Source organism: Sinomonas sp., assembly GCF_036848755.1.
Lineage (GTDB): Bacteria > Actinomycetota > Actinomycetes > Actinomycetales > Micrococcaceae > Sinomonas.
Window position 1 is genome coordinate 1 of sequence record NZ_DAIUJO010000083.1, and the last position, 16,406, is coordinate 16,406.

15 protein-coding genes are annotated in these 16,406 nt (G+C 67.5%); 14 read left to right on the plus strand and 1 reads right to left on the minus strand.

What is annotated here, in order from left to right:
- Positions 1 to 319: 319 nt before the first annotated feature.
- Positions 320 to 994 (minus strand): GntR family transcriptional regulator, encoded by a 675-nt coding sequence (locus V7053_RS13350; protein WP_334172762.1) that lies wholly within the window; start codon positions 992 to 994, stop codon positions 320 to 322.
- Positions 995 to 1,128: 134 nt separating this feature from the next.
- Between V7053_RS13350 and glyA the strand changes: the two genes are divergently transcribed.
- The 14 genes from glyA to fdhA all read left to right on the plus strand — a co-directional run.
- Positions 1,129 to 2,454: a serine hydroxymethyltransferase gene (gene glyA / locus V7053_RS13355; protein WP_334172763.1), complete on the plus strand. Its 1,326-nt coding sequence runs from the start codon at positions 1,129 to 1,131 to the stop codon at positions 2,452 to 2,454.
- Positions 2,454 to 3,671, plus strand: a complete 1,218-nt coding sequence (locus tag V7053_RS13360; protein ID WP_334172764.1) for a sarcosine oxidase subunit beta family protein — start codon at positions 2,454 to 2,456, stop codon at positions 3,669 to 3,671. Before glyA ends, V7053_RS13360 begins: the two co-directional genes overlap by 1 nt.
- Positions 3,672 to 3,709: 38 nt before the next feature.
- Entirely contained in the window at positions 3,710 to 4,030 is a 321-nt protein-coding gene (locus tag V7053_RS13365; protein ID WP_334172765.1) for a sarcosine oxidase subunit delta, read from the plus strand.
- Positions 4,027 to 6,945: a sarcosine oxidase subunit alpha family protein gene (locus V7053_RS13370; protein ID WP_334172766.1), complete on the plus strand. Its 2,919-nt coding sequence runs from the start codon at positions 4,027 to 4,029 to the stop codon at positions 6,943 to 6,945. Before V7053_RS13365 ends, V7053_RS13370 begins: the two co-directional genes overlap by 4 nt.
- A complete protein-coding gene (locus V7053_RS13375) occupies positions 6,938 to 7,564 on the plus strand; it encodes a sarcosine oxidase subunit gamma (protein WP_334172767.1) in 627 nt (208 codons plus the stop codon). Before V7053_RS13370 ends, V7053_RS13375 begins: the two co-directional genes overlap by 8 nt.
- Positions 7,551 to 8,390, plus strand: a complete 840-nt coding sequence (gene purU, locus V7053_RS13380; RefSeq protein WP_334172768.1) for a formyltetrahydrofolate deformylase — start codon at positions 7,551 to 7,553, stop codon at positions 8,388 to 8,390. The genes V7053_RS13375 and purU overlap by 14 nt, the downstream gene beginning before the upstream one ends.
- A gap of 31 nt (positions 8,391 to 8,421) precedes the next feature.
- Complete coding sequence (locus V7053_RS13385; RefSeq protein ID WP_334172769.1) at positions 8,422 to 9,798, plus strand: L-serine ammonia-lyase; 1,377 nt, start codon at positions 8,422 to 8,424, stop codon at positions 9,796 to 9,798.
- A 12-nt stretch (positions 9,799 to 9,810) separates the two neighbouring features.
- Complete coding sequence (locus V7053_RS13390) at positions 9,811 to 10,035, plus strand: hypothetical protein (protein WP_334172770.1); 225 nt, start codon at positions 9,811 to 9,813, stop codon at positions 10,033 to 10,035.
- Positions 10,036 to 10,244: 209 nt separating this feature from the next.
- A complete protein-coding gene (locus tag V7053_RS13395) occupies positions 10,245 to 11,438 on the plus strand; it encodes an NAD(P)/FAD-dependent oxidoreductase (protein WP_334172771.1) in 1,194 nt (397 codons plus the stop codon).
- Positions 11,439 to 11,509: 71 nt separating this feature from the next.
- Complete coding sequence (locus V7053_RS13400) at positions 11,510 to 12,706, plus strand: aromatic ring-hydroxylating oxygenase subunit alpha (protein ID WP_334172772.1); 1,197 nt, start codon at positions 11,510 to 11,512, stop codon at positions 12,704 to 12,706.
- A gap of 37 nt (positions 12,707 to 12,743) precedes the next feature.
- The gene (locus tag V7053_RS13405) at positions 12,744 to 13,094 is read left to right on the plus strand and encodes a bifunctional 3-phenylpropionate/cinnamic acid dioxygenase ferredoxin subunit (RefSeq protein ID WP_334172776.1); all 351 of its coding nucleotides are present in this window, start codon (positions 12,744 to 12,746) and stop codon (positions 13,092 to 13,094) included.
- A 91-nt stretch (positions 13,095 to 13,185) separates the two neighbouring features.
- Entirely contained in the window at positions 13,186 to 14,658 is a 1,473-nt protein-coding gene (locus V7053_RS13410) for an MFS transporter (RefSeq protein ID WP_334172773.1), read from the plus strand.
- 49 nt (positions 14,659 to 14,707) lie between these two features.
- On the plus strand, positions 14,708 to 15,109 hold the full coding sequence (locus V7053_RS13415) for a GlcG/HbpS family heme-binding protein (protein ID WP_334172774.1): 402 nt from the start codon (positions 14,708 to 14,710) through the stop codon (positions 15,107 to 15,109).
- 143 nt (positions 15,110 to 15,252) lie between these two features.
- On the plus strand, positions 15,253 to 16,406 hold a 1,154-nt coding region (gene fdhA, locus V7053_RS13420; RefSeq protein ID WP_334172775.1), incomplete at its 3' end, for a formaldehyde dehydrogenase, glutathione-independent.

The following is a 16,406-nucleotide window of genomic DNA, read 5'->3' on the forward strand; positions in this document are numbered from 1 at the left end:
TGTGCCCAAGACACCACGCACTCAAATCCATCGGCGCCTGGACCTACCAACACCAGCCCGGCGGCGCCGTCAGCTGGCGCTCCCCGGTCGGACGCACCTACGCGGTCGAACCGCGCCACGGTCCTGACCCTTTGCGGCCTGAAGCACGGACAAGCCCAGAGCACCGCCATATAGCTCAGGGTGACTACCCGGGGGAGACGCCCTCTGGATACAGTGGATCGCCCCCCAGCCCGAAGCCACCGCCCTTCTAGCTGCGCCCAAGGTTCGTCCGGCGCTTTTGCGGCGCTGCTTCTGCAGTCCTCCGAAGTGGGGCTCTCTATTAGAGGACAGCCCGGATCGTCTTCTCGAAGCCCGTAACGTGCTCGAGCGCAAGCCGACCCGCCTTCTCTGCCTCGCCGTCGGCAATCGCCCGAAGAAGCTCAGCGTGCTCGCTGACGTGGCCGGCCACCGAGGAGACCCGATCGAGCACGAGACACCAGATGCGGGTCGCGAGATTGTCGTAGCGGATCAGCACGTCCTCGAGATGGGCATTTCCCGCAGCACGGTAGATGAGACGGTGGACCGAAAGGTCGAGCCGCATGAGCTGGATCTGGTCTGGCTCAGCCGGATCGAAGTTGCTGATCTCGTCGGCCTTGGCCCGGATTTCGGCGCGGAGCGCGGGGCCTGCGTTCTCGGCTGCGCGGCGGGCCGCGAGCGGCTCGAGGAGTTCGCGGATCTCGGAGATTGCGGCGAGCTCGGTGATGTCCACGACTGTTGCGAACGTCCCGCGCCGGGGGTAGGACACCACGAGGTGGTCCGTCTCGAGCCGTTTGAGCGCCTCGCGGACGGGGGTGCGCCCCACTCCGAGCTCGGCTGCGAGTTGACCGTCATTGATGGGTTCTCCGGGCCGGATCTCGAGCATAATGAGGCGGTCCTTGAGGAGCTGGTACGCGTGCTCGGCGAGCGAGAGCGTTCCTCCAGGCTCGGCCGTGACCAGTGTTCCCTGCGCCGTCATCCGAGGTCCCTTCTTCCGCAGCAGGCGGTTGACATCGTCCTTCGTTCTCAATCATACTCGAGCTCAGGCTTTGATATATCAGTCTCATACTAGTTCGGACTCAAAAGTCTCTACGACATGCAGAGGAGGACCCGATGGTGGACGTCCTAACCACTTCACTTGCCGACGCCGACCCCCAGGTCGCGGCCGCGATCGACGAGGAGCTGAAGCGCCAGCAGGGCACGCTCGAGATGATCGCCTCGGAGAACTTCGCCCCGACCGCGGTCATGGAAGCCCAAGGTTCGGTGCTCACCAACAAGTACGCCGAGGGCTATCCGGGAAAGCGGTACTACGGCGGCTGCGAGAACGTCGACGTGATCGAACAGCTCGCGATTGACCGCGTCAAGTCGCTCTTCGGCGCCGAGTTCGCGAACGTCCAGCCCCATTCCGGCGCGCAGGCGAACGCGGCGGCGATGTTCGCCCTGCTTCAGCCCGGCGACACGATCCTCGGCCTCTCGCTAGCCCACGGCGGCCACCTCACGCACGGCATGAAGATCAACTTCTCGGGCCGCCTGTACAACGTCGTGCCATACGAGGTGAGCCCGAAGGACTTCTTGATCGACATGGCAGAGGTCGAGCGGCTCGCCCTCGAGCACCGGCCCAAGCTCATCGTCGCCGGCTGGTCGGCCTACTCCCGCCAACTCGACTTCGCCGAGTTCCGCCGGATCGCCGACCTCGTGGACGCGTACCTCATGGTCGACATGGCCCACTTCGCAGGTCTCGTTGCCACGGGACTGCACCCCAACCCCGTGCCGCGCGCGGACATCGTGACGACGACGACGCACAAGACCTTGGGCGGTCCGCGCGGCGGGGTGATCCTCACCAACCGCGCCGACATCGCGAAGAAGGTCAACTCCTCGGTCTTCCCCGGTCAGCAGGGCGGCCCGCTCGAACATGTGATCGCCGCGAAGGCAGTCGCCTTCAAGTTCGCCGCCGAGCCGGCGTTCCGCGACCGTCAAGAGCGCACGCTCCAGGGCGCGCGGATCATCGCCGAACGCCTCCTCGAGGACGACGTCGCGGCCGCCGGCGTCTCCGTCGTCAACGGCGGCACCGATGTGCACCTCGTGCTCGTCGATCTGCGGAACTCGGAGCTCGACGGCCAGCAGGGCGAGGACCGTCTTCACCGGATCGGCATCACCGTGAACCGCAACGCCGTGCCGTTCGATCCCCGCCCGCCCATGGTCTCCTCGGGACTGCGGATCGGCACGCCGGCCCTCGCAACCCGAGGATTCGGCGAGACCGAGTTCCGCGAGGTCGCCGACATCATCGCGACCGCGCTCAAGGCCGACTTCAGCGATGACCTCGCGGACACCCTCCGGACCCGCGTTGCAGTCCTGGCAGAGAAGCATCCCCTGTACCCGAACCTGACCCCGATCCTGACCGACTCGAACCGTGACCTGACGTTGAACGGAGCCCAGTGATGGCGGACCTCCTGCCGGAACACCCAGACTTCCTCTGGCGCAATCCCGACCCCAAGCCGTCCTACGACGCCGTGATCGTCGGCGGTGGCGGGCACGGTCTCGCGACGGCCTACTACCTCGCCAAGAACCACGGGATGACGAACATCGCCGTGCTTGAGCGCGGGTGGCTTGCGGGGGGCAACATGGCCCGCAACACGACGATCATCCGCTCGAACTACCTCTGGGACGAGTCCGCGGCGATCTACGAGCATTCGCTCAAGCTCTGGGAGGAGCTCCCCGAGGAGCTCGAGTACGACTTCCTCTTCAGCCAGCGCGGCGTGCTCAACCTCGCCCACACCCTCCAGGACGTACGCGAATCGGTCCGCCGAGTGAGCGCGAACAAGCTCAACGGGGTCGATGCTGAATGGCTCGACGTGGACCAGGTCAAGGAGGTCTGCCCGATCCTCAACACGAGCGACAAGATCCGTTACCCCGTCCTCGGCGGCACGTTCCAGCCGCGTGCAGGCATCGCCAAGCACGACCACGTCGCCTGGGCATTCGCCCGGAAGGCCGACGAGCTCGGCGTAGACCTCATCCAGAACTGCGAGGTCACGGGCTTCGTCAAGGACGGCAACCGCGTCGTCGGGGTCCAGACCAACCGCGGCACGATCGCGACCGGGAAGGTCGCCCTGTGCGCGGCCGGCCACTCGAGCGTGCTCGCGAAACTCGCCGGGTTCGACCTGCCCATCCAGTCGCACCCGCTCCAGGCGCTCGTGTCCGAGCTCCACGAGATCGTGCACCCGACCGTCGTGATGTCGAACCACGTCCACGTGTACGTCTCCCAGGCGCACAAGGGCGAGCTCGTCATGGGTGCCGGCATCGACTCCTACAACGGCTATGGCCAACGCGGCGCCTTCCACGTGATCGAAGAGCAGATGGCCGCGGCCGTCGAGCTCTTCCCGATCTTCGCCAGGGCCCACCTCCTTCGCACATGGGGCGGGATCGTCGACGTCACGCTCGACGCATCGCCAATCGTCGGCAAGTCCCCGATCGAGAACCTTTACGTGAACTGCGGTTGGGGCACGGGCGGCTTCAAGGGCACCCCGGGTGCCGGCTGGACGATGGCGCATACCGTGGCCACCGGCGAGCCGCACCCGCTCAACGCACCGTTCGCACTCGACCGGTTCGTGACCGGAGCCCTCATCGACGAGCACGGCGCGGCAGCAGTCGCGCACTGACTGGTCGCCCACGAGAAATCGAGCGTTAAGGACAAGCAATGCTTCTCATCAGCTGCCCCAACTGCGGGGCCCGGGACGAGACCGAGTTCCATTACGGCGGTCAGGCCCACGTCGCCTACCCGGAGGACCCCAACGCCCTCACCGACGAGGAATGGGGCCGTTATCTCTTCTATCGCGAAAACCCCAAGGGACTCTTCGCCGAGCGCTGGCTCCACTCCGGCGGATGCCGGAAGTGGTTCAACGCCGTCCGCGACACAGCAACGTACCGCATCGCCGCGGTCTACCGCATGGGCGAGACCCAGCCTTCCCTCGCCTCGGGCGAGAAGCCAGGCGAGAAGATTCCAGGAGGAGCCAAATGAGCCGCCAACCGTTCCGCCTCCGTCAGGGCGGCCGAGTCGACCGCTCGGCGGAGCTCGAATTCACCGTAGACGGTCGCACCTACACAGGCCACCCCGGCGACACGCTCGCGTCCGCGCTGCTGGCGGCCGGCGTCGTCGAGACCGCGCCGTCCCTCTACCTCAAGCGGCCCCGAGGCATCGTCGCAGCGGGGGTGGAGGAGCCGAACGCGCTCGTGAAGGTCCGCCGTCCCGGGCATTCGACCACGGAGTCGATGCTTCCGGCCACGATCGTGGAGCTCGTCGACGGGATCGAGGCCCAGTACCTCTCGGGCCTCGGCCAGCTCGACCCCGCGGAGGACACGTCCGTCTACGACAAGAAGTACGTCCACACTGATGTCCTCGTCGTCGGTGCAGGGCCGGCCGGCTTGGCTGCTGCCCGCGAGGCCGCTGCCACCGGGGCCCGGGTCATCCTGATCGACGACCAGCCCGAACTCGGCGGCTCTCTGCTGTCCGATCCGAACGCGGCGATCGGCGGCCTGCCCGCAGCCGAATGGGTTGCCGCGGTCCTCGCTGAGCTCGAGGCCGCGCCCGAGGCCACCGTGCTGAGCCGGACGAACGCGTTCGGCAGCTATGACTCCAACTACGTCATCGCGCTCGAGAACCGCACCGACCATCTCGGCGCGAAGGCCGGAGCCCCCGAGTTCGCGGGCGTCTCCCGCCAGCGGCTGTGGCATATCCGTGCGCAGCAGGTCGTCCTCGCCACGGGGGCCCACGAGCGGCCGATCGTCTTCCGCAACAACGATCGCCCCGGCGTCATGCTCGCCTCGGCGGTTCGCACCTACCTGAACCGGTACGCCGTCGCCGCCGGCTCGCGCGTCGTCGTCTCGACGACGAACGACAGCGTGTACCCGCTCGTCGCCGAGCTCGCGGCGGCTGGCCTCCAGGTCGCCGCCGTGGCGGACGCCCGCCCCGAGCTCTCCGCCGCCGCCAAGGCAGCGGAGGCGGCCGGCGTCGTCGTCCTCCCTGGTGCGACGGTGGTGGATACCGCGGGGACCTCGCGGGTCACTTCGGCGGCGATCCAGACCATTGACGACGACGGCACTCCCCGCGGCGACAAGCGCAGCATCGCCTGCGACCTCGTCGCCGTCTCGGGCGGCTGGAGCCCGGTGGTGCATCTCCACAGCCAGCGTCAGGGCAAGATCCGCTGGGACGACGAGCTCGTGGCGTTCGTGCCGTCGGGCGCCGTCGAGGGGCAGCAGATCGTCGGGTCAGCCCGCGGCAGCTTCGCCCTTGAGGACTGCCTCGTCGAGGGAACGAACGCGGGCGCGGTCGCGGCGTTCAACGCGGGTTTCGTCAACGAGGGGGGCGAGCACGCGATCGCCGTCTCCGGGACCGCCCTGCACTTGGTCGGCGCTACGCGCCCGCTCTGGGTCGTGCGCGCCGAGGATGGGAGCCTCGACGGGCTCGACGAGCACTTCGTGGACCTCCAGCGTGACCAGACGGTCAAGGACGTCCTCCGCGCGACCGGTGCCGGCATGCGCAGCGTTGAACACGTCAAGCGCTACACCTCCATCAGCACCGCGAACGATCAGGGCAAGACCTCCGGCGTCAATGCCATCGGTGTCATCGCCGCGGCGCTCAACAACGGTGCGACTCCGGGCCAGATCGGCACGACGACGTATCGTGCCCCGTACGCGCCCGTCGCCTTCGCGGCCCTCGCGGGACGCGAGCGCGGCGAGCTCTTCGACCCCGCGCGCCTCACGTCGATCCACCCGTGGCACGTCGAGCACGGCGCCGAGTTCGAGATCGTCGGCCAGTGGCTCCGGCCCTGGTACTACCCCCAGCCGGGCGAATCGATGGACGACGCCGTGCTCCGGGAGTGCGCGGCTGTGCGCACCTCGGTGGGCATGATGGACGCCACGACCCTCGGCAAGATCGAGGTCTGGGGCAGGGACGCGGGCGAGTTCCTGAACCGCATCTACACGAACGCCTTCAAGAAGCTCGCCCCCGGTTCGGCCCGCTACGGCGTCATGTGCACCCCGGACGGGATGATCTTCGACGACGGCGTCACCCTCCGCGTCGAGGAGAACCGCTACTTCATGACGACGACGACGGGCGGCGCCGCCCGCGTCCTCGACTGGCTCGAGGAGTGGCACCAGACCGAGTGGCCCGCGTTCGACGTGAACTTCACCTCGGTCACGGAGCAGTGGACGACGGTCGCCGTCGTCGGCCCGAAGTCACGCGCGGTCATCGCCAAGGTGGCCCCGGACCTCGACGTCGACAACGAGGCCTTCCCGTTCATGACGTTCCGCGAGACGACGCTCGCCTCGGGAATCCCGGCCCGCGTGTGCCGCATCTCGTTCTCCGGCGAGCTGGCCTTCGAGGTCAACGTCTCCGGCTGGTATGGGCAGCAGGTCTGGGAGGACATCTACGAGGCCGGGGCCGAGTTCGGAATGACCCCCTACGGGACCGAGACGATGCACGTTCTGCGCGCGGAGAAGGGCTACCCGATCGTCGGCCAGGACACGGACGGCACGGTCACCCCGCAGGACGCCGGGATGGAGTGGATCGTCTCGAAGGCGAAGGACTTCATCGGGAAGCGCTCGTACTCGCGCATCGACACCGTCCGGACGGACCGCAAGCACCTGGTCTCGCTGCTCCCAGTCGACCCGACGTTCCGGCTCCCCGAGGGAACGCAGCTCGTGGAGGCCGGAATCAGCGTGAACCCGGCCTACGGCCCCGTGCCGATGCTCGGGCACGTGACGTCGAGCTACCACTCGGCGGCACTCGGGCGCTCGTTCGCATTGGCGCTCATCAAGAACGGCCGGAACCGCATCGGCCAGACCCTCGTCGCCCCCGTGGGCAACCAGCTCGTCGACGTCGTCGTCGCCGACACCGTCCTCTACGACCCGGAAGGGAAGCGCCGCGATGGCTGAGCAAACCCTCACTGCCCCTATCACCGAGCTGCGCCGCAGCCCCGCAGGCCACCTCGCCGCCCAGTTCGCGGCGGCCGAGGTGACCGGCCCGCACAGCGTCGCATTGCGCGAGGTCCCGTTCCGGACCATGGTCGGCCTCCGCGTGGTGGCGGGAACGGACGCCGCACGTCGGGTCGAGGAATGGCTCGGCACGCCGCTCCCGGCCCGCTGCGGCGACGTCGCACTCGGCTCCGGCAACGCGATCCTGTGGCTGGGGCCAGACGAGTTCCTCGTCGTCGCCCCTCTGGGCAGCGCAGCGGCCCCGACCGAGGCCACCGCCAGTCTGGTGGGGGCACTCGGCGGCGACTCTGGCGCCGCCGTCGACCTCTCCGCGAACCGCACGACGTTCGAGCTGAGCGGGAAGGCGGCCCGCGACGTCCTCGAGAAGGGCTGCGCGCTCGACCTGCACCCACGTGCGTTCGCCGTCGGCGCGGCATACGTCACCCAGCTCGGCCCGGTGCCCGTCCTCCTCTGGAAGACCGGAAGCGAAACATGGGAGATCTTCCCGCGGGCCTCCTTCGCCGACTACCTCGGGCGCTGGCTGCTCGACGCGATGCGGGAATTCCATGGGACCCCGTGAGTACGTCCTGACTCTCGACTGCGCGGAACGGCCCGGGATCGTGTACGCGGTCTCGGGGTTCCTCGCGGAGCGCGGCTGCGACATCCTCGACATCAAGCAGTACGGCGACCGGCGGGGCGGGCACTTCTACATGAGGGTCCACTTCGACGCGCCGGAGTCCCTCGAACCGGACTTCGGGACCGTGGCCGAGCAGTTCGGGATGGCGTGGCGGCTCCGTCCTGCGGGGGAGAAGACCAGGGTCATGATCATGGTCTCCAGGTTCGGCCACTGCCTCAACGACCTGCTCTTCCGGTCGCGGATCGGCGAGCTCCCGGTGGACATCGTGGCCGTCGTCTCGAACCACGAGGACCATCGGGGCCTCGTGGAGTGGCACGGCATCCCGTACCACCACATCCCCGTGACCCCGGACGCGAAGCCGGAGGCCGAAGCCAAGCTGCTCTCGCTCGTTGACGGGTACGGTGTCGAGCTCGTGGTGCTCGCCCGCTACATGCAGGTGCTCAGCGACGCCCTCACCGCCCGGATGACGGGGCGGGTGATCAACATCCACCATTCGTTCCTGCCCTCGTTCAAGGGAGCCAAGCCGTACCACCAGGCGTGGGAGCGCGGCGTCAAGACCGTCGGCGCGACCGCCCACTACGTCAACGCCGAGCTCGACGAGGGGCCGATCATCGCCCAGCAGGTCATCGAGGTCGACCACACGCACTCGCCCGAGGACCTCGTCGCGGTCGGCCGCGACGCCGAGTGCAAGGCACTCAGCAACGCCGTCCGGTGGCACTGCGAGGGCCGGGTCATCCTGAACGGAAACCGAACGGTGGTGCTCCGATGAGTGGTGCGCCGGAGACGGAAGGAGATGCCCCATGGCACTGAGCGCACTCGACATGTTCTCGGTTGGGATCGGCCCGTCGTCGTCGCACACTGTCGGGCCGATGCGCGCGGCGGCTCTCTTCATCGGCCGGCTGCGCTCGGCGGGGCTTCTGGGCGACGTGGAGCGCGTGCAGGCCGAGCTGTTCGGCTCGCTCGGTGCGACCGGGCACGGGCACGGTTCGGACAAGGCCGTGATCCTCGGGCTGCAGGGCGAGCGGCCGGAGACCGTGGACACGGACACGGCCGACGCGAGGGTCGCCCAGGCTGGTGCCGAGGGCAAGCTCCTGCTCGCGGGGGAGCGGTACATTCCGTTCTCCCGTGGGGACGACGTCGTGATGCACCGGCGCCGTTCGCTCCCGGCCCACCCGAACGGGATGGTCTTCAAGGCGTACGACGGCGCAGGGCAGCTCCTGCACGAAGGCACCTTCTACTCGGTGGGCGGAGGGTTCGTCGTCGACGAGACCGCTGCCGGAGCGGATCGGATCGTCGAGGACTCGACCCCGCTGCCGTACCCCTTCACGACCGGCGCCCAGCTCCTTGAGCACTGCCGCCGTGAGGGAAAGCGGGTGAGCGACATCATGCTCGCGAACGAGCTCGCCTGGCGCAGCGAGGACGAGCTGCGCGCCGAGCTCCTCCACATCTGGGGCGTCATGAAGGAGTGCGTGCACAACGGCTGCACCCGCACCGAGAAGCTGCTTCCCGGTGGCCTCAAGGTCCCGCGGCGGGCGCCGAAGCTGCTCGCCGACCTCGAGGCCGCGAACGATCAGACCGACCCCATCCGAGCCATGGACTGGGTCAACCTGTTCGCGCTCGCGGTAAACGAGGAGAACGCCTCGGGCGGGCGGATCGTCACCGCCCCGACGAACGGGGCCGCGGGAATCGTGCCCGCCGTCCTGCACTACTACTCGACGTTCGTCCCCGGAGCCGACGACGACGGCGTCGTGCGCTTCCTGCTCACGGCCGCCGCGGTGGGAATCCTGTTCAAGGAGAACGCCTCGATCTCGGGGGCCGAAGTGGGATGCCAGGGCGAGGTCGGTTCGGCGTGTGCCATGGCGGCGGGCGGCCTGTGCGAGGTGCTGGGCGGCAGCCCGGAGCAGGTCGAGAACGCCGCCGAGATCGGCATCGAGCACAATCTCGGGCTCACGTGCGACCCCGTCGGCGGCCTCGTGCAGATCCCCTGCATCGAGCGCAACGCCGTGGCGAGCAACAAGGCCATCAACGCCGCGCGCATCGCGCTGCGCGGCGACGGCAGCCACAAGGTCTCGCTCGACAAGGCCATCAAGACCATGCGCGAGACCGGGGCGGATATGAAGGTCAAGTACAAGGAGACATCGCGCGGCGGGCTCGCCGTGAACGTCATCGAGTGCTGAGGGGAGTCTTCAATGTGGCAGACAACCGTTGTCAAGACACGGACCGGCCGCGGCCGGCGCGACGACTGGTCGCAGCTGGTCGGTCGAACCGTCGAAGTGTGGTTCCAGGGCGAGCAGGTCGCGACGGGCGTCGTCGACCTCGCCGCCGCGGACGACACCGTGCTCTGGCTCGCGGCCCAGGGAATCCAGCGCCGCAAGCTCTACGACAAGCTCGCGGGCTACGAGGTCTGGGCTTAGCCAGTCCTCCAGATGGGACCTGTTTCAGTGCGTCAGCAACACCCCGGTCTTCGGAACCGGGGTGTTGCTGTTTCTTTGGGCGCATTCATGGCCGGATACCTCTTGACAGCGTCCTGTGAGCTGGGCCACTGTTGTGTATGTCGCATCGAGTTGTGAGTAGCGCAATTCAGCTGAAGCGAAACTCCGGTCCGTTATCAGGAGCAGCACGCATGAAGACTCTTGCCATCGTGGGATCCTCCCTTGCGGGACTTTCCGCCGCCCGCGCGGCCCGTGCTGAAGGCTTCGAGGGACGCCTCGTCATGATCGGCGACGAAATCCACCGCCCCTATGATCGCCCTCCGCTGAGCAAGGACTTCCTCGCCGGAAAGGTCGGCGAGGAGAGCCTGGCGCTCGAGGACTCGCCCGAGGACCTCTCAGCCGAGTGGCTGCTGGGTGAGCGGGCTGTCGCGCTTCAGCCCGCGGAGCGCACCGTCGTTCTGGAGGGCGGCCGGCGGGTCGAGGCGGACGGAGTCGTCATAGCCACCGGATCCGCTGCCAGAAAGCTTGACCAGTTCGAGGGGCTCGAGAACGTCTACACGCTGCGCACGGTCGACGACGCGCGGTGCCTGCGCGAGGAACTGCGGCCGGGCGCACGGCTCCTCGTCATCGGGGCGGGTCTGATCGGGGCCGAGGTCGCCTCGACGGCTCGCGTGGCGGGCGTCGAGGTGACGCTTCTCGGGGGCCCGAGTGTGCCGCTGGGGCGAAGCCTGGGCGCGACGATGGGAGAAGTCCTTTCCGGCCTGCATGCCCTCAACGGGGTTGACTTCGTCCAGGGTGCCGTGGTCACTGGCGTTCGTTCGGAGGCCGCCAGGCTGCGAGCTGTCGAGCTCTCGGATGGGCGGGTTGTCAAGGCTGACGCAGTCCTTGTCGCCGTCGGAGGAGTTGCGTCCACCGCCTGGCTCGCAGCATCGGGCATCCAGCTGGCTGACGGTGTGGTGTGTGATGACCATGGCCGCACGAGCGTTCCCGGCGTCGTCGCCGTGGGCGACTGCGCGGCGTGGCGTGATCGGCACCTTGGCCGTCCGCAGCGCCACGGGCACTGGAACGCCGCGCTCAGCCAGCCGGCCCGCGCGGTCAAGGCGCTCCTCGGCAGCCCAGACGCCGACCCGCACACCGCCGTCCCCTACTTCTGGTCCGATCAGTACGGCATCCGGATCCAGTTCAGCGGACACGCCGAGCTGGCCGACCGCGTCGATATTGAAGCCGGGGATCCGGCAACGCACAGCTTCCTCGCTGCCTACTACCGCGGCACCGAGCCGGTGGGGCTGCTGAGCAGCGGACAGCCGCGCCTTTTTGCCAAGCGGCGCCGCGACGTCGAACGCTCCCTCCGGACGACGACGCCGGGACTCGCCGCTGCCGTCTAGGACCACCGGACCTGCAGACACCCTACGAAGAACAACACGTGACCAAGAACGTCACCTGAGAAGGAGAAGACATGACGACTGCACCGGAGAAGCTCGCGGCTCAGGGGAGCCACGAGAAGATCTCGGAGAGCCTCATATCGACGTTGCCGGGCTACACCTACGTGGACCAGGGCGTCTTCGCGGCCGAGCAGGAGCGCATCTTCGAGAAGATGTGGTTCTGCGCCGTCCGCTCGGCGGACCTCGAGAAGCCGGGCTCGTTCAAGACGGTCCAGGTGGGGCGCGAGAGCATCATCGTGTCGAAGAACCGCAAGGGCGAGGTCCGAGCGTTCTTCAACATCTGCCGCCACCGGGGCGCCAAGCTGTGCATGGAGGAGTCGGGAACGGCGGAGCGCTCCTTCCAGTGCCCGTACCACGCCTGGACGTATGATCTCGACGGCAAGCTCGTCGCGGCGCCGAACCTGACGAAGATGCCGGACATCGACCGGCACGAGTATGGCCTCGTGAAGGCTCACGTGCGCGAGTACCTCGGCTACGTCTGGCTGTGCTTGGCCGAGGAGCCGCCTTCGTTCGAGGAAGACGTCATGGGTGCGATCGAGGAGCGTCTCGGCGACGTGCACAAGATCGACGGCTACGACGTGGCGAACCTGAGCCTCGGCCGCCGGATCACGTACGACGTCAAGGCCAACTGGAAGCTCATCATCGAGAACTTCATGGAGTGCTACCACTGCGCCACGATCCACCCCGAGCTGACCGAGGTCCTGCCGGAATTCGCCGACGGGCTCGCCGCACAGTACTTCGTGGGGCACGGGGCCGAGTTCGGGGAGAACATCAAGGGCTTCACGGTGGACGGCTCGGAGGGCCTGGACGTGATCCCGGGCGTGGCGGATGACCAGGACCGCCGGTACTACGCGATCACGATCAAGCCGACCGTGTTCGTGAACCTTGTTCCCGACCATGTGATCATCCACCGGATGTTCCCGATGGCCGCCGACCGCACCATTGTCGAGTGCGACTGGCTGTACCTGCCGTCGGTCGTGGAAAGCGGGAAGGACGTCAGCCGCTCTGTCGAGCTCTTCCACCGCGTGAACGAGCAGGACTTCGACGCGTGCGAGCGCTGCCAGCCGGCGATGGCGTCGAAGATCTACGCCAAGGGCGGGGTTCTCGTGCCCAGTGAGCATCACATCGGCGCGTTCCACAGCTGGGTCATGGACCAGGTCGGGGACATCGTGCCGGAGAGCAGCCATGGGACGCTCAGGGAAGTGCGATGACGAGGGAAGTGCGATGACAAGCGAAGCGACGAACAAGATGGTCCGGGTCTGCCCGCTGTCGCAGCTGGCGCGGGGGGACGCGATGCGGCTGGAGACACGTCCTCCGATCGCCGTCTTCCACACGGAGGAAGGGGAGCTCTTCGCGATCGACGATACGTGTACGCACCAGGACGCCTCGCTCGCCGACGGCTACGTGGAAGGGTGCGAGGTCGAGTGCCCCCTGCACGCGTCGAAGTTCGATCTGCGCACAGGCGCCGTCGACGCCCCGCCTGCAAAGCTGCCCGTGCGCGTGCATGCGGTGGAAGTCCGGGATGGCGACATCTACCTCCAGGAGTCCGATGAGGAGCCCAACCTGCCACCAGGAATCACTGTCGACGGTCACGTCTAGCCGTCCCAGAATTCAGCGAAAGGAACTCTTCGTGACGGTCAATGGCGATGTCACTATCGAAGGAAGCAAGGAAGTTCCCCGGGGCAGGCACATGGACGGAAAATCGCGCCGGCGCCGGCGACTCATCGTCGCCGACATCAACGTCGTCGATCACCCGATGCTCAAGAAGGCCATCGGCGGCATGGTGGTCGGCAACACCATGGAGTGGTACGACGTGGGGGTCTTCGGCTACCTCATCACCACGATGGGGCCGGTCTTCCTCCCGGAGGCGGATCGCGCCGTCCAGACGCTCTTCCTGCTCGGGACGTTCGCGGCGACGTTCATCGCGCGCCCGCTGGGCGGCGTCGTCTTCGGTTGGCTGGGCGACAAGGTGGGCAGGCAGAAGGTGCTCGCCACGACGCTGATCCTGATGTCCGCGAGCACCCTTGGGGTGGGCCTGCTTCCGGGGTACGCCCAGATCGGGATCTGGGCGGCCGCGCTGCTCGTGACCTTGAAGCTCGTGCAGGGCTTCTCGACCGGCGGCGAATACGCGGGGGCCACCACGTTCGTGTGCGAATACGCGCCGGACAAGCGACGCGGCTTCTTTGCGAGCTTCCTCGACATGGGTTCGTATCTCGGCTTCGCCCTGGGAGCGGCTCTCGTCTCCGTGCTCCAGTTGGCCCTCGGGCAGGATGCCATGGAGCACTGGGGCTGGAGGATCCCCTTCCTTGCAGCCGGGCCGCTCGGCGTGATCGCGGTCTACTTCCGAAACAAGATCGAGGAATCGCCGCAGTTCCAGGCGACTCTGGACGCCCAGGAAGCAGCGGCCGCGAACGCGGTCGCCGCAGACGCGGCGTTTGCCAAGGGGCCGCTGGGAGTCCTCAAGGCCTACTGGCGTCAGATTCTTCTCGCCATGATCCTCGCGGCGGCCGCGAACACTGTCGGCTACGCTCTGACGTCGTACATGCCGACGTACCTGACGGATGCCAAGGGCTACGACCCGGTGCATGGCACCTTGCTGACGATTCCTGTGCTCGTGGTGATGGCCCTGTGCATCCCGCTCACAGGGAAGCTCTCGGATCGTATCGGCCGGCGTCCTGTGCTCTGGATCGGAGCCGGAAGCACGGTACTGTTCTCGGTTCCGGCGTTCCTCCTGATCTCGGTCGGTGCCGTCTGGTCGACCTTGGCCGGCTTGGCCCTGATCGCCTTCCCGGTCACGTTCTACGTCGCCAACCTCGCTTCGGCGCTGCCCGCTCAGTTCCCGACGTCGAGCCGCTACAGCGGTATGGGGATCGCGTACAACTTTGCGGTCGCGATCTTCGGCGGAACCACGCCGTTCATCGTCCAAGGCCTCATCGAGGTCAGCCACGACGACATGGCCCCCGCGTACTACCTCATGGCGACCTCCCTGGTCGGGGCGGTCGCTGTCTACTTCCTGCGGGAAGCGGCGCAGCGTCCCCTTCCCGGGTCGATGCCGAGCGTGGATACCGACGCAGAGGCGCGGCAACTGGTCGCTACCCAGGACGACAATCCGCTCATCAATCTCGATGAAATGCCGTTCGAGACGATGCGTCTGCGGGACTGAACTCATTCAGCTCAACTCCATCCGCTGAACTCATTCGAAGGAGAAATCAATGACTGACATCACCCAAGCCCAAGCCGACGCCGTCCTGTCGGCGGCGCGCGACGCGGCGACGGCCACGGGAACGGCAATGAACATCGCGGTCGTCGACGGCGGAGGCAACCTCAAGGCGTTCACGCGAATGGACGGTGCGTGGCTGGGCAGCATCGACATTTCCATCAAGAAGGCCCGTACGGCCCGTTTCTTCGACATGCCGACCGGATCGATTGGAGAACTCTCCCAGCCCGGCGGCCCGCTCTTCAACATCGAAGTGTCCAACGGAGGGCTCATCACGTTCCCGGGGGGCATTCCGATCTCGGTCGGCGGGGAGATCATCGGTGCCATCGGGGTCAGTGGTAGCACCGTCGAGAATGACCACAAGGTTGCTTCGGCAGGAGCGGCTGTCAACCTGTGAACCTGATCGGGAGGCCCGTCGTCCACCGGGCCTCCCGAGCTCGTTTTCCGTGAACGGTGCTTCGGTGGCTGATGCCTGGGGAGGCGGGCATCGGAGCACCGCTGAGGGACAACGAGCAAGCGGACGAGCACGAAGGAGTGAGCATGGCCGGAAACAGGGCGGTTGCGTACAAGGAGCCCGGCGTCGTGGAGGTGATCGACACCGAGTATCCGACGTTCGAGCTCAAGGACGGGCCGGGGGTGAATCCCGCGAACGTTGGCCGGAAGGTCCCGCACGGGGCGATCCTGCGGACGGTCTCGACGAACATCTGCGGCTCGGACCAGCACATGGTCCGCGGGCGCACCACCGCGCCCAAGGACCTGGTCCTCGGGCACGAGATCACCGGCGAGGTCGTCGAGGTCGGCCCGGGCGTGGAGTTCGTCAAGGTGGGGGACATCGTCTCGGTCCCGTTCAACATCTCCTGCGGCCGGTGCCGGAACTGCAAGGAGCGCAAGACCGGGATCTGCCTGAACGTCAACCCCGACCGGCCGGGCAGCGCCTATGGGTATGTGGACATGGGCGGCTGGGTCGGCGGGCAGGCCGAGTACGTGCTGGTCCCGTACGCGGACTGGAACCTGCTGAAGTTCCCGGACCGGGACCAGGCGTTGGAGAAGATCATGGACCTGACCATGCTCTCGGACATCTTCCCCACCGGCTTCCACGGCGCGGTCACCGCGGGGGTCGGCGTCGGCTCCACGGTGTACATCGCGGGGGCAGGCCCCGTGGGCCTGGCGGCCGCCGTGGGGGCACAGCTGCTGGGGGCCGCCGTCGTCATCGTGGGGGACATGAACGAGGGTCGTCTGGCCCAGGCGAAGTCTTTCGGCTGCGAGACGGTCAACGTCTCCGAAGGCGACCCGAAGGACCAGATCGAGCAGCTCCTCGGAGTCCCGGAGGTCGACTGCGGTGTCGACGCTGTCGGCTTCGAGGCCCGCGGGCATGGCAAGGACGCCTCGCACGAGGCCCCTGCGACGGTGCTGAACTCGCTCATGGACCTCACCGCCGCCGGCGGGGCCTTGGGCATCCCGGGCCTGTACGTCACGGGGGATCCGGGCGGGATCGACGAGGCCGCCCAGCACGGCTCCCTCTCGCTCTCGCTCGGCACCGGGTGGGCCAAGTCGCTTTCGTTCACGACCGGCCAGTGCCCCGTGATGAAGTACAACCGGCAGTTGATGATGGCGATCCTGCACGAGAAGGTCCAGATCGCCAAGGCCGTCAACGCCAAGGCCATCCCGCTCGAGGAAGCCCCCCGCGGCTACGC